This window comes from Shewanella sp. Choline-02u-19 (assembly GCF_002836205.1).
Lineage (GTDB): Bacteria > Pseudomonadota > Gammaproteobacteria > Enterobacterales > Shewanellaceae > Shewanella.
Genome location: NZ_PJBE01000013.1, coordinates 2315534 through 2337526 on the forward strand (window position 1 = coordinate 2315534; position 21993 = coordinate 2337526).

18 protein-coding genes are annotated in these 21993 nt (G+C 43.1%); 12 read left to right on the top strand and 6 right to left on the bottom strand.

Translation table 11 applies throughout. The features are described 5' to 3' along the window. The first annotated feature begins 26 nt into the window (after positions 1-26). The 9 genes from CXF83_RS16755 (at position 27) to CXF83_RS16800 (ending at position 12091) form a co-directional block, all read left to right on the top strand. Positions 27-2339 carry a TonB-dependent receptor gene (locus CXF83_RS16755; protein WP_443018869.1) on the top strand — a complete coding sequence of 771 codons (2313 nt, stop codon included), beginning with the start codon at positions 27-29 and terminating at the stop codon, positions 2337-2339. Positions 2340-2350: 11 nt separating this feature from the next. Next, positions 2351-4504, top strand: a complete 2154-nt coding sequence (locus CXF83_RS16760) for an FAD-dependent oxidoreductase (RefSeq protein ID WP_101090654.1) — start codon at positions 2351-2353, stop codon at positions 4502-4504. A 55-nt stretch (positions 4505-4559) separates the two neighbouring features. After that, entirely contained in the window at positions 4560-5387 is an 828-nt protein-coding gene (locus tag CXF83_RS16765) for a DUF547 domain-containing protein (RefSeq protein WP_101090686.1), read from the top strand. Further along, on the top strand, positions 5374-6693 hold the full coding sequence (locus tag CXF83_RS16770; RefSeq protein ID WP_101090653.1) for an ABC transporter substrate-binding protein: 1320 nt from the start codon (positions 5374-5376) through the stop codon (positions 6691-6693). Before CXF83_RS16765 ends, CXF83_RS16770 begins: the two co-directional genes overlap by 14 nt. Further along, complete coding sequence (locus CXF83_RS16775) at positions 6663-8396, top strand: ABC transporter permease (protein WP_101090652.1); 1734 nt, start codon at positions 6663-6665, stop codon at positions 8394-8396. The genes CXF83_RS16770 and CXF83_RS16775 overlap by 31 nt, the downstream gene beginning before the upstream one ends. Positions 8397-8404: 8 nt before the next feature. Continuing rightward, positions 8405-9088, top strand: a complete 684-nt coding sequence (locus CXF83_RS16780; RefSeq protein ID WP_101090651.1) for an ATP-binding cassette domain-containing protein — start codon at positions 8405-8407, stop codon at positions 9086-9088. A gap of 120 nt (positions 9089-9208) precedes the next feature. Beyond that, complete coding sequence (locus tag CXF83_RS16785) at positions 9209-9865, top strand: CDP-alcohol phosphatidyltransferase family protein (protein WP_101090650.1); 657 nt, start codon at positions 9209-9211, stop codon at positions 9863-9865. Next, positions 9858-10682, top strand: a complete 825-nt coding sequence (locus CXF83_RS16790) for a sterol desaturase family protein (protein ID WP_232775134.1) — start codon at positions 9858-9860, stop codon at positions 10680-10682. Before CXF83_RS16785 ends, CXF83_RS16790 begins: the two co-directional genes overlap by 8 nt. Positions 10683-11512: 830 nt before the next feature. Continuing rightward, positions 11513-12091, top strand: coding sequence for a HupE/UreJ family protein (locus tag CXF83_RS16800; RefSeq protein ID WP_101090649.1), 579 nt, complete (start codon positions 11513-11515; stop codon positions 12089-12091). Between the two features lie 539 nt (positions 12092-12630). On the opposite strand, the gene CXF83_RS16805 is transcribed toward CXF83_RS16800, so the two are convergent. The 4 genes from CXF83_RS16805 to nfsA form a co-directional block, all read right to left on the bottom strand. Next, positions 12631-12972: a zinc ribbon domain-containing protein YjdM gene (locus CXF83_RS16805; RefSeq protein ID WP_101090648.1), complete on the bottom strand. Its 342-nt coding sequence runs from the start codon at positions 12970-12972 to the stop codon at positions 12631-12633. A gap of 269 nt (positions 12973-13241) precedes the next feature. Further along, positions 13242-14051, bottom strand: coding sequence for an AraC family transcriptional regulator (locus CXF83_RS16810; protein WP_101090647.1), 810 nt, complete (start codon positions 14049-14051; stop codon positions 13242-13244). Positions 14052-14174: 123 nt separating this feature from the next. Then, positions 14175-14702 carry a YbhB/YbcL family Raf kinase inhibitor-like protein gene (locus CXF83_RS16815; protein WP_101090646.1) on the bottom strand — a complete coding sequence of 176 codons (528 nt, stop codon included), beginning with the start codon at positions 14700-14702 and terminating at the stop codon, positions 14175-14177. A gap of 307 nt (positions 14703-15009) precedes the next feature. Then, a complete protein-coding gene (nfsA, locus tag CXF83_RS16820) occupies positions 15010-15732 on the bottom strand; it encodes an oxygen-insensitive NADPH nitroreductase (RefSeq protein WP_101090684.1) in 723 nt (240 codons plus the stop codon). 353 nt (positions 15733-16085) lie between these two features. Here nfsA and CXF83_RS16825 point away from each other — a divergent pair, with 353 nt between their 5' ends. Continuing rightward, entirely contained in the window at positions 16086-16646 is a 561-nt protein-coding gene (locus CXF83_RS16825; protein ID WP_101090645.1) for a CBS domain-containing protein, read from the top strand. 161 nt (positions 16647-16807) lie between these two features. Here CXF83_RS16825 and CXF83_RS16830 read toward each other — a convergent pair whose 3' ends face one another. After that, positions 16808-17293 carry a hypothetical protein gene (locus CXF83_RS16830; RefSeq protein ID WP_232775135.1) on the bottom strand — a complete coding sequence of 162 codons (486 nt, stop codon included), beginning with the start codon at positions 17291-17293 and terminating at the stop codon, positions 16808-16810. A gap of 195 nt (positions 17294-17488) precedes the next feature. Here CXF83_RS16830 and CXF83_RS16835 point away from each other — a divergent pair, with 195 nt between their 5' ends. Continuing rightward, positions 17489-18496: a helix-turn-helix domain-containing protein gene (locus tag CXF83_RS16835; protein ID WP_157822900.1), complete on the top strand. Its 1008-nt coding sequence runs from the start codon at positions 17489-17491 to the stop codon at positions 18494-18496. 182 nt (positions 18497-18678) lie between these two features. Next, positions 18679-19677: a lipid A deacylase LpxR family protein gene (locus CXF83_RS16840; protein WP_101090643.1), complete on the top strand. Its 999-nt coding sequence runs from the start codon at positions 18679-18681 to the stop codon at positions 19675-19677. A gap of 78 nt (positions 19678-19755) precedes the next feature. On the opposite strand, the gene CXF83_RS16845 is transcribed toward CXF83_RS16840, so the two are convergent. After that, complete coding sequence (locus tag CXF83_RS16845; RefSeq protein WP_101090642.1) at positions 19756-21987, bottom strand: cation:dicarboxylate symporter family transporter; 2232 nt, start codon at positions 21985-21987, stop codon at positions 19756-19758. Between the last annotated feature and the right edge of the window lie 6 nt (positions 21988-21993).

The window sequence follows — 21993 nt, forward strand, 5'->3', positions numbered from 1 at the left end:
GCTCATTGATTGCCGTTGTCATCAGCATGGTGCTTTATTCAAATTTAAGCTTCGCGGCAGAGCCACCAGCAAAAACTATCGAAGTGATCCAGGTATTAGGTGAGACTATAAATGAAAAGGGGGTATCACCTAAAAATGCCACTATAGACGGACCATTTGGCGATGAAATAGAGCTTAAAGATATCGCCCGTGCTGTTACGCCTATCACTAGCGAAATGATGCAACAGCTCAATATGACTGACTTACAAGATATTCAAAAAGTCAGCCCTAATAGTTATTCAGCTAGCGGTTTTGGTGCTTCAAGCTTACCGACGATCCGTGGCCAATTAGGTGAACTGTATCAAGACGGTATTCGCCGACAAGCGGGTAACAATGGTTTTGGAGTGCCACTGTCCTTTAACGCTATTGAGCAAATCGATGTGATTAAAGGGCCGCCTCCTGTGTTGTTAGGCACCAGCCAACGCAACGGCGGTTTTGTTAATTTGCACTCTAAGGTTGCGCCGACCAATGAAAAATTTGGCAAACTAAATGTATCCGCAGGCAGCTGGGATCATTATCGTGCCCAAATTGACTTCGGTAGCGATATTGTTGAAAACGAGAGTGGTTTTAGGATCAGTGCTGAACATATTGATAATGGCAGTTACTACGATTACTCCGCGTTTAAAAGTGACAGTGTATTTTTGGCATTTCGATTATTAGTTAACCAAAACAGCAGTTGGGATATCAATGCTGAGTACTATGATGTCGAGTTTACTGACAACGCAGGAATTAACCGCCCCACCCAAGCCTTAATCGACAGCGGGTTATATATTACCGGTCAAGGCATACAACCTAATGGCAGCAGCATTCCTGGCGCCAATGCTATTGTATCTCCGACCGGATTGGTTGAAATAGATCGCAACCGCGTATTAACCGATCCGAACAACACAAATGGTGCCAGCACCTTCTTACTTCACAGTATCTATACTCTTGAATTAAGCGAAAAAGCCACATTAAAAAATATCACTTATTATCAGCATCTAACTCGTGAAGAAATTGCCCAAAACAGTTTTGTTGAAATTATTGATGGCGCCGATACGGCGCAAAATCGGCTTGAATTGGCATACCAATGGAATGATACCCAATCCACCATTACGGCTGTCGATGTGCGTTACAACAAGGTACTCGGCTACAGTCAATTTACCACTGAAGCAGATTTACCCATTGATTTAACTGGGCCCATTGGTAACCGTCGTATTCCGTTAACAGCACAACAGCAAGTAAGGTTAGTGGAACTCCGCCCAGGCGTATTTGTGTCACCCGGCGCGCAATACGATATCAACGCCAATGGTAGTGGCGACTTTTCATTATCTGACACCACCGACTCTACCAGTTGGCAAACCGGACTGGCTATTCAGCATAATAGCCAATGGACTGACACTTTTTTTACCAGCGTCGGCTATCGTGCAGATTTTTATGATGTAAAAGCTCGCGACCCCATTGCTCCAGTAGGACAAATTGCCGCCAGTGATTCGATTAATGAAATGCTCAATTCTGCACAGATCAGTTTAAGCTACCGTGTCAGTCAAGATTTTACCGCTTATGCGAGTGCCAGTTATAACGAGTCAACGTCTAACAGCATGGCGGGCGGCAATACCTTGGGCGCTAATAACACCATTAGCCTACAAAACTTTGCCACTGAAAACACCTTTACAGAAATCGGCATTAAGTACGCACCGACTGACAATGCTTGGTATGCCGATGCCGCCATATTTGATCAAAAGCGAAGCCTGCGTAATCGTGATGGCAGTAATACCGGCATTCGTACCAAGGGACTGGAGTTACAAGCATTTTATGATGCATCACCCTTTTGGCTTAGCGCGGGTTACAGTTATTTAGATGCTCGCTTTGATGACTCAGCCAGCAGCCAAGATAGCGCTCAAGTCGCCGATGCCTTTGATAACTCTCGTCCAGATATTATTGAAGGAACCGGGGTTGGTGCGCCAAACTTTGCGTCTTTCGCCCCCACAAACCGCCGTGTACAAGGTATTCCTGAACAAACCACCTCTTTAAACGGCGGAGTAGATATCACTGAGAAATGGCAAGCGGGTTTCTCCGGTCTATATACCATGAGTTACCCATTAGATTATTTAGCCACCGTTTATATTCGAGACCAGTACACACTAAACATCAATACCAGTTATGACTTTTCCGATCGGGCGAGATTACGACTCGACATCAACAACGTGACCAATCAAAAGAATTGGCGTCCGGTATTTGAAGGCGGTTACTTCGGTTCCACCTTGGTATTTCCGGAGCTCCCGGTCAACGCAACCGTCACTTTACAGTATTCATTTTAAGGTTTTAGTTTATGTCTAAGAAAATCGTGTTGTTATTAATTGTCGCCTCTTTAATGGGTTTATTCTTTCACTATGATTTACATCAATTACTGACCTTAGATGGCTTAAAAGCGTCGATGAATGAATTCAGCCAATGGCGCGAGCAGTCTCCAGTGGTGGTCATCGGTGGATTCTTCCTGCTGTACGTGATGATAACGGCATTATCACTGCCGGGAGCTGCAATATTAACGCTTGCCTCTGGCGCATTATTTGGCGTTGTCGAAGGCTTAATAATTGCATCATTTGCGTCAAGTATTGGGGCATTATCGGCCTTTTTAGTATCGCGCTATTTACTGCGCGATTCCATTAAGCAACGCTTTCCTGAACGCTTAGCCGCTATTGATGCTGGTATCCAAAAAGAGGGCGGGTTTTACTTATTTACATTACGTTTAGTGCCTATTTTCCCGTTCTTTTTAATCAATTTATTAATGGGTGTAACTGCATTTAAGTCTTGGACTTTTTATTGGGTTAGCCAGTTAGGCATGTTTGCCGGCACCTTTGTTTATGTTAACGCTGGCACTCAGTTAGCGCAGATTGATAGTCTATCGGATATTTTATCTTTCAAGCTCATAGTCTCCTTTGCACTATTAGGATTATTCCCGCTTATAGCCAAAATGATTGTTAACATAATTAAAAAACGCCGCGTTTATCGCAATTGGAATAAACCCGCTAAGTTTGATCGCAACATGATTGTTATCGGCGCGGGGGCTGGTGGTTTGGTTACCAGTTATATTGCCGCGGCAGTAAAAGCTAAAGTGACCTTGATTGAAGCCGGCGAAATGGGCGGTGATTGCTTAAACTACGGTTGTGTCCCCAGTAAGGCCATTATTAAAAGTGCCAAAGTTGCCCAGCAAATAAGACATGCTCATCATTATGGTTTGAACAGCACAGAGCCGAGCTTTTCGTTTAAACACGTAATGGCAAGAGTACAGCAAGTCATCGCTGATATTGCTCCCCACGACAGCGTAGAGCGCTACACCAATTTAGGTGTCGAAGTGCTAAAAGGTTACGCCAAATTAGTCGACCCTTGGACAGTTGAGATAACCTTCCCCGATGGAAGCAGCAATAAATTAACCGCTCGCAGTATTGTGATTGCCACTGGCGCACGCCCTTTTGTACCGCCATTGCCCGGCATAGAAACCACCGGTTATGTCACCAGTGACACCTTGTGGAGCGAGTTTTCTAAGCTAGATACAGCCCCAGAAAAACTCGTGGTGCTGGGCGGTGGGCCTATTGGTGCAGAATTAGCACAATGTTTTGCTCGTTTAGGGTCGCAAGTAACCCAAATCGAAATGGCAGAACGCATCATGATCAAAGAAGATGTTGAAGTGTCTGAGTTTGCGACACATGCATTGCAAAAAAGCGGCGTGAACATATTAACCTCACATCAAGCGCTGCGCTGCGAATTACGTGATGGTAAAAAATTGCTCATTGTTAAGCACCAACAGCAAGAAGTTGCTATTGAATACGATCAACTGCTGTGTGCCGTAGGCCGCAGTGCGCGCTTAAGCGGTTATGGTTTAGAAGAACTCGGCATTGAAACTAACCGCACTATTGTGACCAATGAATATTTAGAAACCTTGTATCCCAATATTTATGCCGCTGGCGATATTGTTGGGCCATATCAATTTACTCACGTGGCAGCGCATCAAGGTTGGTACGCTGCGGTGAATGCATTATTTGGTCATTTCAAAAAGTTTAAAGTCGATTACCGCGTGATCCCATGGACCACGTTTATCGACCCCGAGGTGGCGCGAGTCGGTATTAATGAAGAGGAAGCAATACAGCAAGGCATTGATTACGAAGTCACTCGTTTTGATTTTGCAGAGCTTGACCGCGCCATCACTGACAGTGCAACTGACGGTTTCATTAAAGTTATTACGCCTAAAGGGAAAGACAACATTTTAGGAGTCACCGTCGTCTCTGAACATGCTGGGGATTTAATTGCCGAGTTTGTGTTAGCAATGAAACATGGCTTAGGCTTGAATAAAATCCTGGGCACCATACACAGTTATCCGACGTGGGCTGAAGGTAACAAATACGCGGCTGGTGAATGGAAACGTAATCATGCCCCTGCGACTGTGCTACGTTGGTTAGAAAAATACCATGGCTGGCGTCGCGGCTGAATCAAATTGCAAAGTGAGAGTCCAGAGTAAAAATGCTGAGCGAGAACCCAGAATAATGAAGATCTTAACCCGATATGTTCAAGGTTTGCTGTTGGCTGTCAGCATTGTGCTCAGTCACATTGCGATGGCGGCAGATGCTCCATCTGCACCACATTTACATGATGATTGGCAACAATTACTCATTCGGAATGTACAGCCAATTAATCAAGGTCACAGCAGCGCAGTCGACTACCGCGCCATGCTACAAGACAGAAGCATATTAAAGGGCTACCTCAATCAATTAAGTCTAATCACCCAAACAACATTTGATGGCTGGGACACAACGCAGCAATTGGCCTTTCTAATCAATGCCTATAATGCATGGACAGTTGAGTTTATTCTAACCACCTATCCTGATATCGATTCCATTAAAGCGTTAGGCAGTTTTTTTCGCTCACCTTGGGATAAATCATTTATTCCATTATTGGGCGAAACTCGCAGTTTAAATGACATTGAGCATAAATTAATTCGTGGTAGTGGCCGTTATAATGATCCGCGCATTCACTTTGCAGTCAATTGCGCCAGTATAGGCTGCCCCGCGCTGCGTGAAGAAGCTTACACGGGTGCTAAGCTCGAACAACAATTAGCAGCTCAAACCGAGCGCTTTGTTGCCGACACCCGCCGCAACTATTTCAAAGATGGCACTTTATATCTGTCATCCATTTTTAAATGGTACGACGAAGATTTTACTATGGGGTTTAATAACAGCCATTCTGTCGCGGCTTTCTTACTGTTATATATCGATGTACTCGAACTTACCCCAGCGCAACAAGCTGCGCTGACCCGGCAAGAAATGCAGATTGAATTTTTAGATTATGATTGGTCGCTGAATGACAATCAGTAAACGACTTAGCCTGTCACTTCACCTTAAAACCGCCCACTATCATTTGGCGGCAAGGGTACTTTTCGTCTGTTTGTCAACGAGCTTATGGCCAAGCGTAAGTCATGCCTCGACCTCCCCCGATAAAATATGGTCAGAGATTGAATCTCGCGGTAGAAACCAAGATGTTTATTTTCATGCTTGGGGTGGCGACCCACAAATTAATATGTATATCCTATGGGTTGCAGAGCAGGTCAAACAACGATATTCCATTAACTTACACCAAGTAAAATTAACCAACACCAGCGAAGCCGTCAGCCGTGTATTGTCTGAGAGATCAGCGGAAAATCATCATAATGGTCAGGTCGATATGGTGTGGATTAACGGTGAGAATTTTGCATCAATGGCACAGCATCAATTACTAACCCCAAATTGGGTTAGCCAGCTACCCAATTTTAGCTTAACCAACCCTGAGCATAACCCAGCAATGACACGCGACTTTGGCGTGCCAACACAAGGAATGGAAGCGCCGTGGGGACAAGCCTCACTATCCTTTTACTACAATAGCACCGCAACCACTGTTCCACCTTTAACATTATTACAGTTACTCGACTGGAGCCAAGATCATCCAGGGCGGTTTACTTATCCTAAGCCACCTGATTTTTTAGCCATGAGCTTTTTAAAATATGCGTTAATAATGTTGAATGACGCTCAACCGACGGCAATAAAAGAACGGCTTTATCAACCCGCATCGCCTCAAAGTGAAGCGTTATTATTACCTGTTTTATGGCAGTTTTTAGATGAGTTACACCCTTCGCTCTGGCGTAAAGGTCAACACTTTGTGTCTAGCGGTATGACGCTACGCCGCTTAGTGGGCGACGGTGAATTGAACCTCGCATTCACCTTCTCAGCAGCCGAAATCCCAGCTGCAATCGCTCGCTTTGATCTTCCCAGCAGTACCCGCAGTTATAAGATGCAAGATGGCAGTTTAAGCAACATTCACTTTGTAGCCATCCCCTATAACGCAGCTCATATCGACAGTGCAAAATTAGTGATTAATTTCCTGCTTAGCCCTGAAGCACAGGCAAAGAAACAACACATAGAGATGTGGGGTGATAGCACGGTATTAGACCGTTCACTGCTGACCTTAACGCAACAAACTTTATTCAGCACACAAACTGCCAAGCAAGACAATAAGCAGACGATACCGGACGCTGCTGCGACCAGCATGGCGCATTACGTGGCGAGTCCTGCCTTAAGCGAACCTCATCCCAGCTGGACCCAGATTATTGCTCAGCAATGGCTGAGTCGTTATGGGGTGAAACCATGATTGCTGCCAATACCCTGTTTACCCGCGTCGTCAGTTTTAGCCCATCTGTCATGGTGACATTAATCGTGCTGCCCGTATTAGCAGGATTGTTGGGGGTGATTTTACCCGCTTTTGGCTGGGTCCCTGCATTAGGATCAACTGAGTTCGGGTTGCACGGGTTTGAACAATTAATGGCGACGCCAGGCATGAGTCGCATGGTCATGCTCAGTTTTACCACCAGTTTAATCAGCACGTTACTAGCATTTATAATGACGACATTGATCCTAGCCAGTTACTTTTCAAGCCCATGGTTAAAACGAATTCAACGCTTATTAGGGCCTCTCTTAGTTATTCCACATGCTGCGGCGGCCATTGCTATCGGCTTCTTAATCGCACCATCTGGCATGGTGTCGCGTTTAGTATCGCCCTGGCTTAGTGGATGGACGAGCCCACCGGACTGGTTATACCCGCACGATGCCATGGGCATCAGTATTATTATCGGCTTAACCATTAAAGAACTGCCTTTTTTGTTGTTAATTGCCCTTGGCGTATTAGCCCAGCCAGACATAGGCAATACGTTACGCTCTCAGCATCGAGTCGCACTTAGTCTCGGCTACAGCCCAATGACCGCATTTTTTAAAATCGTGTTACCAAGCCTTTATCCTTATCTGCGCTTACCGGTTTTAGCCGTATTGGCTTATGCCAGTGCCAGCGTTGAAATCCCATTAATTTTAGGCCCGAATACCCCACCCACTTTAGCCGTCGCCATTATGCAATGGTTTAATGATGTCGATTTAAGTCTGCGCATTAAAGCCTCTGCAGGGGCGCTATTACAAATATCGGTTACCTTGGCGTTGTTAACGATTTGGTGGTTGTTAGAACGTCTCGTAAAACGATTAAGCATCAATAGTTTAATTAATGGTCGCCGCGACTACCGCGACTTGTTATGGCAACGAATTACTCATCTACTGACGGTGCTTTTACTCAGTGTTATCGGCTTATCATTATTTGGCATGTTATTGTGGTCGGTGGCCGGTTTTTGGCCTTATCCTATGGCAATACCACAGCAATGGGTTGGCATGCATTGGCAATCAGCGTTAGTACAAATGCACGCACCATTGATCAATACTGTGCTCATTGGCATCTGTAGCACTGCGCTTGCGATCATCATCACCGTATTTGTGCTTGAGGCAGAACAACAACGAGGTAAAAACCTGTCAGCGATTAGCAGCGTGATTATTTACTTGCCCTTGCTGATCCCCAGTATTACCTTTTTATTCGGCTTAGTTTGGCTACAAGAACAAGTAAATAGCCACCATGCTTTTATCAATGTGGTGTTAGCGCACCTATTGTTTGTATTACCCTATGTTTTTTTGTCACTTGCCAACAGTTATCGACGTGTTGATCCTCGCTATGCAGCTGTTGCAGCAAGCCTTGGTGCGGCACCGGTTAAAATATTTTGGCAGATAAAATTACCTATGCTATTGGCACCTATTTTAATCGCCATCGCGCTGGGCTTAGCCATTAGTTTTAGCCAATACTTACCCACTTTGCTGGCTGGTGGTGGCAGAATAGAGACCATTACCACCGAGGCTGTTGCGTTAGCCAATGGTGCTAGTCGCCGAGTCAGTGCCGTTTATGCCTTAATGCAGATGTTCTTGCCTGCCATCGCGTTTTTAGTGGCTTGGCTTATCCCCAATATTCTCTTTCGACGTCGCGTATAGGGACCAATATGCCATTACAGTCAACACACTCTTCAGCCGACAATGCGCCTTTATCCCGGTCAGTACCAGGATCGTTACGCATTGAACAGCTAGTATTAACACGTCAAAATACCCCTTTACTGTCCCTTAATGAAACCATTAACGGCGGTGATATTTTGACGATTATGGGGCCATCAGGCAGCGGTAAGTCGACGTTATTAAACTGGTTAACGGGCATGCTGCCACAAGGATTCAGTGCTCAAGGTCAGTTACATTTAAATGGGCACAACATCACAGTCACTGCCAGCCATTTACGCCATATCGGTATACTCTATCAAGACCCATTGCTGTTTCCGCATTTATCAGTCGCGGGCAATATCGCCTTTGCCATGCCTAAAGGCGATGCTCCACTACGACGCCAACAGATCAGCCAAGCATTAGAACAGGTGGGACTGGCGGGTATGGAGCAGCGTAAGACGCAAAGTTTATCAGGAGGGCAACAAGCACGAGTGGCATTATTGCGGGTGTTATTGAGTCAACCTGAAGCCATTTTGCTCGATGAGCCTTTTAGTAAACTTGATAGTCAACTACGCCAAGAAACTCGGCAGCTGGTGTTTGACCTCATTAAGCGTCATCAATTACCTGTGGTCATGGTCACCCATGATCAAACCGATGCTAATGCTGCAAAAGGGAAAGTAATCACGTTAACTTAAGCGCTTTAAACGATAGCAAAAGCTCCTCAATATAAGTGGCTGAATTGAGTTAGATCCTTACTTTGATAGCCACTTACTCATCTAACTCGGCAACAGGCGTCGCCACAATAGGATTACACCATGCTAGATCGATTTGTCACGCCCATCATTAATACGTTATTACGGCCGTTAGTCAAACCGCTGGATAAGCGCAATATTAGCCCAGATCAGATCACCTTAGTGGGATTTGGTATCGGTATGACTGCATTACCATTGTTGGCATTACAGCAATGGTATGCGGCGCTTGTGGTGATCTTAATTAACCGAATTTTTGATGGAGTCGATGGCGCTCTTGCTCGTTATCAAAACAAAAATACCTCTGCGGGAGGCTTTTTAGACATTTGTGTCGACTTTTTATTTTATGCAGCGGTACCGTTAGGATTTGCCATCGCTAGCCCGATTGAAAACGCCTTACCCGCAGCGGTATTATTAAGTGTATTTATGGGGACAAGCTCAAGCTTTTTGGCATTTGCGATTCCAGCAGAGAAGCTCCATTTACCGCGGCCCCAGTTTGCCAATAAGAGTTTTTACTTTTTGAATGGCTTAACTGAAGGTACCGAAACCATCGCCTTTTTTCTGGCATTCTGTCTATGGCCAGAGTACTTTCCAGAGCTGGCTTACAGTTTTGCTTTGCTAGGCTCAATTACTATCTTCACTCGTATTCACGGTGGCTACCATACGTTAAAAAACCACACGCCCCTTAACCAAACCTCACAAGGTAAATGTGATAATGGATGATGCATCATCAATACGACTAGGAATATTTTTAACAGTGCTGGCGTTAATGTTACTACTAGAGCGTTGCTTTCCGGCAAGGAAGTTCCCCAACACAGCAACAACGCCGAAACAAGGCACTCGCTTATTCGGCAATGTGGCAATACTCGTCATTTCAGCTGTTGCGGCAAGGTTAGTATTACCGATTGGATTAGCGGGTCTTGCACTCTTTGGTCACCAACAGCAATGGGGATTCTTGCCCTATATCGGACTGCCGAATTGGGCCAATATAGGATTAAGCCTACTGTTATTAGATCTGCTTATCTATTGGCAACACCGATTGTTTCATCGTATCCCCTTGCTGTGGCGATTACATAAGGTCCACCACGCCGATGTGCATGTCGATAGCACTACCGCGCTGCGATTTCACCCGATTGAAATCACTGTCAGTATCGGTGTTAAAGCGTTGGCCATCATTATTCTAGGGGTGCCAGCCAGTGCAGTTATTTTATTTGAAATTCTATTAAACGGTTTAGCTATCTTTAATCACGCCAACATTCGATTATCGCCAACACTCGAACGGATCACCCGCACCGTATTAGTGACCCAAATATTACATCGCATTCATCACAGTCAAATCATATCCGAGAGCAACAGTAACTTTGGTTCTAGTATCGTTTGGTGGGATAGGTTATTTGGAACCTATTCAGCCCAAGCCAGTAAAGCAGACAATGAGATCGACATTGGCCTCGGTGAATATCAGGATGCCAAACATAACGCCAAGTTGTGGGGATTATTAAGGATGCCATTTCTATCCCAAAAGCCATTCAAAAAGGAATAACCATTTTTTCAATAATATGTCTTACATTCAAAATTCCTGAGAGAGGTCTAAATTAATCACATTAATGGCGTTGCTATCGTTATTTGGGGATATAACTCGGCTAAGCGTAGGTTCTAACGAGTGATTTAAACCGTATCGACGTTTAGTCTGCCTCGCTTAAATTCGATTGTGATCATCAATGGTTTCTTTTCTAGGCATAAAAAAACACCTGCGCTAAGCAGGTGTTCTTATAAAATAAAGCAACTGAATCAGCTTTGAAGCTTGATTAGTTCTGCTTTTTAACAAATTTAGATTTAAGCATCATAAAGCCTTGGCCATCCATGGCACTCTTGGCTGGACCATGGCTTGTGGTTCAGGAAAACTGCTTGCCGATCAAATCAGCGGAATGACTCGCAGTATTGAGAGCTTTCGCTTAGCCTTGTACTAACACCATTATTTTTTACGATAAAAGAGTCGAACAAAAACGAAGTTCAAAAGATAAACTGCCCTTAGCGCTCACGCTTCATTCGACCCATCAGATGTTAACTCTACGCTCTTACTGTCACGAGTGTACAACGCAAGGAGTCGGGCATGTAAATGAGCTTAAGGTCGTTGGGCAGGTCAATATCATACTGAAAAGAGTCCATGCTACAAATAAGTTAACCTGAGGTTGCAAATCCATCTAACTCAAGCAATACAAGTGCGTGATGATTACGACTAACAACATGGATCCTATTATCAATCTTTATTACATTTATCAAACGCTTGATATGTATCAACCCTCATATTATTAATCCGTGTATCTTGACTTACTCTTCCTGAGTGAGTTAATCAAAAATAGGATTTTTGCCGTGATGCGTTTATCTGTTCTAGTGTTTGCCACCCTCTTTTTAGCACTGCCTGCGCAGGCCCATGAACTCCATTCATCTGGTGGGTTTTTCGCCGGATTTAATCATCCCGTTCTAGGATTTGATCACATGTTAGCCATGTTGTCGGTGGGCCTTTTAAGTACCCAACTTGGTGGCCGTGCAATCTGGACCGTCCCCACTGTATTCGTCATATTTATGCTTATTGGCGGCATTATTGGCTTGCTGTCAATTCCTATTCCGTTTGTAGAGATCGGAATTGCTATCTCGGTTCTATTGTTAGGATTGGCTTTAGCAATAGACAAAAAACTACCTCAGCTGTTGGTTATGGCATTTGTTGCCCTATTTGCCATATTTCATGGTCATGCTCATGGTGTTGAGATGCCACAATTGGCTAACCCGGCACTCTATGCCCTAGGGTTTATCTGCGGTACTGCAGCAATACATATTGTCGGGGTATTATTAGGAATGGGTATGCAGCATAGGGATCCGCAACATCACTTTATTCGGACATCGGGAGGCGCTATTGCACTTATCGGCGGTTATCTTCTTATTGGTGTTTAACATTTACTTTATGACATATATGAACAATTAGAACCTGTCTTAAACGTTTAATTTTTAGACGTATTGTCGATATTATCTTTTAAAGTAATGCAACGCAGCAGTAGCCCTCTGAGAAGCTCATACTGTGCAGATTTAAAACCTGCTTTATAATGTACAGGTGAGTTTCGATATACAATTTCATGGTCTATTTTTGTTCCATACAAATATAGTATTCCCTCCATGGAGGTCAAATTCGGGAGGTAGATCCTACCGAGGCTACTAGAGCCGAGAATGACAAACACGCATGCATATTCTCTGACTCTATAAAAGATCGTCAACTAAGCCCAAATAGTAAAAATTAATTAGACGCTAACGTCTAATGCCCGCTACACAGCCGCTATCTTACTCAAATTCTAGCAAGTGATTTAAAACGTATTAATATGAATGACGCAGCTAGGGTTGTAAAACTGATTGGCTTATTTGTCGAACCATAAAAAAACACCTGCACTAAGGCAGGTGTTCTTATAAATCACTATCACGCTTTCAGCTTTGGAGCTCGATTAGCTTTGCTTTTTAACAAATTTAGATTTAAGCATCATAAAGCCTTGGCCATCTACTTTGCAGTCGATATCGTGGTCGCCATTCACAAAGCGTTTGATAACCGCTTTAGTGCCAACCTTAAGCACTAACGATGAACCTTTTACTTTAAGGTCTTTGATTAGTGTCACTTTATCTTCTTCTGCTAATAAGTTTCCTACTGCGTCTTTTAAGATAATAACGTCTGGATCAACAATAGTTTCGTTAGGATTCCATTCATGAGCACATTCTGGACAAACGAGTTGTGCACCATCTTCGTATACATAGACTGATTCACATTTTGGGCATGGTGGGAGAGCGCTCATGGTATTTTCTCTTTAATAAATAATTTGTTGAATCGTACTTGATAGGTCATCACTGACACAACCATCAATACAACTCGCTTTTCAAAGACACATTATAATCAATATTTCGAATATCATCTAGATTGAAAATAGGGTCTTGTGAACAAGCCGCTATTTATGTTTAGTTATAGATGTTCATTATTGATATCGAACTTTGTGTTTTTTACCCTGTTTGCAGATATTGTTCAGCCTTATCTTGAATCATTTCTATCGGGACCACTTTAGCGGCATCACTCATTAAGCGTCTGTTTATACTCTTTAAGCGAAATTCCAAATTGATGTTTAAATCGCTGACTAAAACGAGTTTCAGATTGATAACCACAACATATCGCTAACTCTAGCTGAGAGAGTTGAGCGCCATTACGGCTGTATGACGATTGCATCACCCCTATGGCATGTAACATTCTCACTTCTGCCAAAATGACTCTAAAAGAGGTGTGTTCTTTACTTAGATGCCGCATGAATGTTGCTTGGCTCATCGCAAAATGCCCACAGACATTATCAATAGAATGATTTCTAGCGGGATCTGCTGCAACGTAACGACTCACTTTATCTCGTAATGTGAGTTGATGATGACCGAACAGACTTGGTAAGCCGCCAGCTTCGCTAAGCTGTTGATAAAAAGCATCGAGATAGAGCTGCTGCACTGATTGACTCAAATGATGTTCAGACATACTAAGCAGCTGCGAAAAAGCAAAGTTCAAGCCATCAGTGACTTCAATACAGGGTGAAGCCAGCATAGAATCTTTCTCTTTTCCGGCAGTTATAGATTGTTGCAAAATATGTTCTGATGGCGATGAAAGAAACGAGATCTGAACCGAATTAAATTGTTGTTGAAAAGGCTCATTCACAAAGGTCAGTTTTTCATTAGAAGAAGCGAGAAGCCAATTACTCCTATTAAATGTGAGAGTCTCACCTTGCCAAAGCAGAGTTTTTATTCCCGAAGTAACCGCTATAATGCTTGGAGCCACCACAGGTACATTACGCAATGGTTGCGACTTTATGCCAAAGAAGCGATCAACTTTAACTAATCCGCGCACTTAGTTTCCTCTTTAAAGGAGATGACATCCAAATGATCTCTTCATGCGGGATTCAGCATGAAGAGAAGTGACTAAATAATAGGGTAATAAACTCAGCAATTACTCTATTATAATGAACAGGTATTAACGAACGTAAGTTGCAGTGAGTACAGCTTTGTCTAACGCCATCTTGTTGAGGGTAAAGCCGACAATAGCAGGAGAGATATCAGCGGGTAATTCGAGTTTAGCCTCAGGCAGTGCCCATACTGTAAACTGATACCGATGCATTCCATCCCCTTTCGGTGGGCAAGCTCCCCCAAACCCAGGTTTACCGTAATCAATTCTGGTCTCTAAACCGGTTTTTAAATTACCTGATGCCCCTTGTGGCAGTGATAACGTACTTGCAGGCAGATTAAGTACCGTCCAATGCCACCAACCACTTCCTGTAGGCGCGTCAGGATCAAACACCGTAATCGCAAAACTCTTAGTCTCCTTGGGGGCATCACTCCAAGATAATTGTGGCGAGACGTTGCCTCCATTACAGCCCATACCTTGGTATTCAAACTTCTTCGGCATTAGCTGCCCTTCTTTGATATCTGTACTACTAATTTCTAATGCAAAGCTCTGAGCAGAGAAGGCTATTAAAGCGATAGATAAACTTAGGCGTTTCATCGTTATCTCCTAGATAAGATGGTGAGTGTATGACCATCTTACCGAATGAAAAACTAAATAATAAACAATAACTATCACTTATGGTTTTTAAAAGCGTGTAAATGCAAGTTTAAGTCATAAGATACCGATATAGCTAATGACGGTGAAGTATTCATAATTAAAAAAACGAATTCCTATCAAAGTCATCATTACACTAGGATGTTAACCATTTTCAAACCTTTAGAGGATCTCTATATTCATCTAAAAATCAAAAGTACGCTAGCCTCGTAGCCCTCAACACAATCACCAACAGCCAGCTAAATATCAATTACTTAGAAAGAAACCCTTGTTTATTAATCGCACTTAGCATGAAGGGTCTCGCCTCTTTGTTCAGGGTTTCCGTTATTTGATCTGACCATGAAACCTGTTTGTTATTGCTCGAGCGAGAGCCGTAATACTCTCTAATATGCTGGTCATATCGTGCTAAGACATCAAAATCTAATGCCTTATAACTGTCTTGATGCACCACTATCGATTGCGGTAAACGCGGCTTAGACTCTGGTGCTTTAGCAGCATAGCCTAAACACAGTCCAAATAACGGCATCACATGCTTTGGAAGGTTTAACAGCTGTACCACTTTGTCAGGGTTATTACGGATACCACCAATAAAAACGCCACCGAGGCCAAGTGATTGCGCTGCCAACAATGCGTTTTGCCCCATCAAAGCAGTATCGATTGCTCCGATAAGTGTTTGCTCACAAAAGCCCAGTTGCGCTTGCGGGTTTATCTGCTGATGACGATTAAAATCAGCGCAAAAGACAAAGAACTCTGCCGCGCTAGCAACATAAGGTTGGCCACCAGCGTATTCAACCAACTTGTCTCTCGATGCTTTAGCGGTAACCCGAATAATACTGGTGCATTGAATAAAACTTGAGGTCGATGCTGCGATAGCACAATTTAAAATCTGTTCCAGTTTATCGGCTTCAATCGCTTGCTCGGTAAAGTGCCGTATAGAGCGGTGTTGTAATATGGTATCTATCGTTGAGTTCATAGTCGCTTCACTTTTCATTACGTTACCACTAGCCTACTGGTCCTTTACGTTATGAGCAATTGAAAATAAGCAGTGACGTAGATTCAGCCTGCAACATTAAATCTAAACAATAGAAAATATTAAAAATCTTCAGAATCAACCATATTGGCAACAACTCTACCATTAGCTTAACCTATATTAATTGTACTTAATGTTATTGACCCTCTACCGCCATCAAGACTAGTTTGTATTGATACGGCTAACTAATGACTTCGCATTACAGCATCAAGCCGGTGTGAATAGAAATAAAATATAGCTGTTACCTCCCCGAATCAATCGCCTGAAAGATGTACCTTAGTACAGGAGAAAGCCCTATGAGAAACCTAGATCTATATAGCACCGCATCTATCGACCACTTACTTTGGTCGACCGATGAAGATAAAACGCAGCTAAACTCGCCAGCATTGAGTATTTTTACCGACTTTAACCATTCTCAACCTATGGTCATCGACGCAGCAACAAGCGCAATAGACACTTCAAATGTAATGGATAAGACGCATGCATTTATGCGGTTAGTGGTCGACAAAGATAATCAATTCCTCGGCGTGATAACTAAGCATGAGCTACTCCACCGTAAAATGGTAAAGCTAGCCAACAAGTTTGCTTGCAGTATTGAGGAGTTATTAGTGACCGATATGATGATCGCTAGAGATCAATTATCGGCACTGGATTACCAGCAACTATCAACGGCAAACGTCAGTGATGTTGTGCGATCCTTACAAGAGAATGGCTTACATCACATGCTAGTCATTGACCACGAGCAACATCATATTCGAGGATTAATCGCATCAAATGATGTTGCACGCAAACTTAAAATCCCCATTAATATCGAATTACCACCTTCGTTTATGCATATTTTTAAAACCGCTATTTAGCTTAGCGACGAATGAGTTTCTCATCGATTTAGCTAGCCACCCTTTGGGGTGGCTGTTTTTGTATTAAACTGTAGCATTCGAAATAGAAAAAGCATCCTCAGTACTTGCTGCTAATCATTAGAATGTCATTACTCATCCGTAAGAGACCATGGCTTTTCTCCTTAATCTTCTAGCGAGAAATATATTTTAGAAACCATAAACTCTGCAATTAAGATCCCAAATACAAGTGCAAAGAATGCCACGATTCCATCCGCAGGACCTGTAAACTGAATGCTGTCTCCAAAGACCAAGTTAATGGCTTCTAGCATTATAAATTTAGAACCAAATAAAATAGCCCAAGTAGTAAAAGCTCGGTAAAACTTCGGTGCCCGACCCGGTTTAGTCTTAAAATATTCAGCAATCGCATGTTCTGCCGCAATTGTTAGCTTCAATAATAGCTGTAATAAAATAGCCACTAATAGCGAAATAGAAAAAGACTCTAGCGTGATGTATTCCCAAAACTCATTGAATAAATTAAGCACCGTGAGATCCACTAACACAGCCAACGTATAACCAACAAATAAACGCTGCGGCGTATTAAAACCGTATTCTTTTATCGGGGTGGCCAACGTCGGCTTAGTCTTTATTGGCACTGTTTGTTGGGTCATTTATCAGCCTCGCTCATTTAGTTAATGAATTTTTTGCTACTTTTATAAGCTAACACCAACTCACCACATTTCAAGATAATTAGACAAACCTCAGCCATAACGCCTACGATATAGAACGAGAAAGTTAACCTATGCAGGATATTGACTACTGTAATAGAAAGACTAACCTGATCATTAAAAATGAAGGGCTTAAAAATGAAAAAAGTAACGCCCATCGTTCCTTTGATTAAATCTCAATATGCGATCGCTTTCGTCGACATACTCAAACAGATAGATAGTGATATCTATCCCACCATCGCAAAAGCCCAACTTCCAGAAAACATCCTAGAGCCTGATCACGACTATGTACCGCAACTGCCACTGATTAATCTACTGCGTATTATCGGTGAAAAGGCAGGCCCAGATAGATACAGCCAACTCATATGGCAAGTATGCCGACAAGTACTTGTTCCTAGTTATGCTGAAAAACTCAAATACGCTAAAACTCTTGAGCAGGCTATCGAAGAGTTCTCGGTATTTTTTAATCAAGAATCAACCCACTCAACGGTCAAGTTGCGGCACTTAGTCGGTCGGCATTGGTTAATTAGAGAGCATAACTTTAATATAGAGAAGCTCTTGGATTTCAGAGAGCTGTTCATCCTAACCTTTATGATTGAGCTCATTCGTAACTTAACCAAGCGAGAGTGGTCTCCAGCCGAGATAGTGCTAACCTCTGATAATGCTGATGAACTAAAAAAGTCATTACTCGTTGAAGATTCAATTTTTTATGTCAATCGCAGTGTTATTGCTATCTCCTTAACCTCAGCAGAACTCGCACAGCCAATATCGCTAAAATTAGGCTGGCATGAAGCTAAACCCAGTGAGCCACGCAGGCCAACTCAGTTTGTTGACTCATTAAAGCAAGCGCTCAAACCTTATTTGGGTTTAGGTAGGCTCTCCATTGAGTCTGCCGCCGACATATTGGGCATGAACGTCAGAACACTTCAGCGCCGTTTAAAAGCAGAAAAAGCCAGTTATTCAAACATCGTCGAGAACGTGTTGTTCACTCAGGCCTGTGAAATGATGACCGATGGCAATATTCCGATTACCCGCATAGCTTCTTCACTTGGTTACTCAGATCTAGCCCATTTTTCTCGAGCCTTTAAGCGGATAACAGGCCAATCCCCCCGCGCCTATCGTAAGCAATTCCAGCAGCTCATTTAAGTCACTTATATAAATTGCTCACATGAGTAAGGCAGTAACTATAACCCTGCGGTTATGAGCGTAAGTTGACGGTAATAATACCAATATTGGATTAGTTGTCATTTTAGGGTTATGCTGCAAGCGTTATCTTTACTGTAGAACTTCGCCTGAAATCATGCATTGAATATAACGGGAACCTGCAATTGAAGCCTCTACTTGCTTATAAATCACTAATTTCAATCGGCTGCGCCGCTGTGCTTGCAAGCGCTCCTTTATCCTCTTTAGCATCTCAATGGCATGTTGGTTTAGATAACGATGTTGTGATTGGCGATGATGGGGATTACTCCAACGGTATTGCCATTAGCTGGCAAGCAACGCCTCAACATGACTTCTCTAACGCATCTTGGCCTTTTAACTGGCAGAGCCTATTACTTTTTCCACAACAGAGTAATACTAGCCAATGGGGCGCAAACCTATATCAACGTATGTGGACGCCTATAGAGATAAAACATGACTTTGAGCAACCTTTTGACCGCCCTTATGCTGGGCTGTTAGAGCTTGAGAGCTTCAGCGGAATCTATGGCGATGATTTCGCACAAAAGAACTGGTTTGCAGTCGGTGTTATGGGCCCAGCCTCTGGCGCAGAAGCGACTCAGGAGTTGGTGCATAAGCTCACCTCATCTACCGCGCCACTAGGCTGGCAGTATCAAATCGAAACGGAAATGACGTTTCAGTTTGCCTATGAAGCAGACATGCTATTGCTACGGCAGCAGGCTTTTGAAGACAGCCAATGGGAACTTAGTGGTCACAGTTATACACAATTAGGTAATTTCCGTACCGAATCAAATCTAGGCTTAACCTTACGCTGGGGAGATGACTTGAACCAGTCTTTCGGGCAGATCAGCAGCCATGCTGGACACTACGGTCAATACAGTGTTTCAGCCAGAGAAGGTGGCAGCTGGACCGTTTTTGCAAGAGCACAAGCGGGTTACCGTCTGAATGACTTGAGTATCGAAGGCGATTTGCCTTATGACTCCTATATTCAAATGAAACATCAGCAAGCGAGCGCGAGCACCGGCGTTATCTGGGCCTTTCCCGGCTGGTCAGTTAGCTGGAGTTTTGATTTATATAGCAAAGAATATGAATCGGACCCACAAGACTGGCATGGTTACGGCGTGATCAGTTATAGCTGGCTGATGTAACGCCTATATGTGCGATAAAAAGTGGCCAGGTTAACCCGGCCACTTTCGACAATCCATATCACAGCTTAACGCTGTTCATTATTTATCGGCCTCAACCCAATGCAATACATCCTTAATGACTGACCAACGGGCTGTTTGGGGTTTAGCGTTTTCACCCAAAATCCAATAGTTGTAGAGAGTATCGACATAACCGGATGATTTTTGGATCTCAAGCCAACTATTGAGGAATGTTTGCAACGAAGCATTGTCTCTTGCGACCGCATACGATGCGGGGAATGACTTAATCTCTTCTCGATTATAAAGCGTGGTGTATTCTGGGTACAAAATAGTCCAGGTCTTACCCGCTTCAAGGCTGATCATTAACCCATCCCATGTTTTGCCATCATCTTCAAAGAACAAACGGTCAGATTGAATCATTTCAAACTCAAAGTTGGGAAACTTCTCTTCAAGCTGAGGAATAATAGAATAGCTGCCTACCGACGCTATTTTAATCGTGCCCGCCTGGCGCAACATTTTATCGGTTTTAAATTCATCGGCTCGATGATCTTTCACCACAAATGAGTAATGAAGATTTAGCACTGGAGTGGTAAAACCGACGAACTCTATCCGCTTCGTGGTCATTTGCAGCCCTGAAATGGCAATATCGAACTGACCTTTATTTATGGCACTCAATACGTTACCAAAGGTATAAGGCACAAACGCAATTTTGACTTCCATTTCCGCCGCCAGCTTTTTCATTAATTCAACATCAAAACCGACGAGTTGATCTTGCGCATTATAAAAAGAAAATGGGACTTGGATGGGGTTATATCCGACTCTTAATATGCCACTTTCTCTTATCGCTTCTAAGTCTCTTGGGCCCGTTGCTTGTGCCAATTCGTCCCATCTAAAGGCGGTGACCTGATCGGGAACCTTCTCTGCTGCGCTCATCTGAGCCACCACTTCATCCATGTTGTATTCAGTATTAACGATACTACTGAGTAGCCAGCTAGACGCTAATAAGCTGACGCCGAATACCACTGGTGTTAATGCGCTATACATAATTAATCTTGCCATGCTGACTTTTGCAATGCCGACCAGCATCGCGGTACCACCCACGGCAAGAATGAATATATTCATCGCCGCTAGCAAAGAGGTAAAGCGGCTAGTAAATAAGCTCGACACCATATAAAGCTGAAATAGATCCGATGACAGCTCAAGTGAATCGAGCAGCATTGGAATGGTTAAATATACACTACCAAATAGACTAATTAGGCCATTTATCGACATAGGTACATAAGTTAAAAAATCAATATCTTCACCTGAAAACCAAGCGGCAAACAGCACAAAAACAATGGTCAATAACTTACCCAGATTAGGAAAACTAAAGACTACAGGGATAATAATATTGGCATAGTCATCTGTTTGTTGATTACCAATATTATATTTATGAAACAATTCCTTAGTTCGCTGGATAAGCAGTGGGATAACAATAAAAATATTACCTGCAGCGAAAGCGGTAATCATGGCATCTTTGGCAATGCCAGTAATGTCTCGGTACGAGAAAGGGGTAATCGTCGCTAAAATCGCTGGCAATACCCAATAGGTTAAAATTATTGTCATCACCACATGAGCCACAAAATACACTTGCAGCTTTTGAAACTCCTCAAAGTCCATGGTTCCTGCCGTGGCAGCAGTCATGGCAAAAATACCAATCGGCATCAGTTTTACAATGCTTTGAGTGACCTTATTAAATGCCTCACCAAGCAGTTGCATTGGTCTCATCAAGGAATCTTTCTTGTCTATTGAGATAAGCGCAATACCGGTTGCAACACAGAACAATACTATCGCAGGGATATAACTATTAGACAGCGAGAAAAACGGATTTGAGGGAATATAGATATCTAATAGGTTAATCGAATTTGGATCTTCTAGCGCTGTTAAACTGAAGAACTCACCCGCTTGCCAGTCAGGAAAAGTATATTTTATCAGGTACATGGTTAGTAAACCAAACAACCAGATCACCAACATCAGCTTACCCACTTTAACGCCCAGCGACTTTGCTTGGACCATGGTTAAACTGCCTAAACTGGAGATAAGTGAAACGATGATATAGGGGATAATCGTCATTTGAAGCAGCTTGATAAACGCATCACCAATAACAGACATCCACGCAAGCATCTCACCAAAGAACAGCCCTGAAGCGATCCCGGCCGCAAATGACAGTAAAACCAATGTCGACATGCTCATCTTTTTTTTAGGTTTTTCTATCACCGATGTTGCGAGCTCGCTATCATCCTGTTTATCGGCTACCGTTGTTTTATCGACCATAATCAG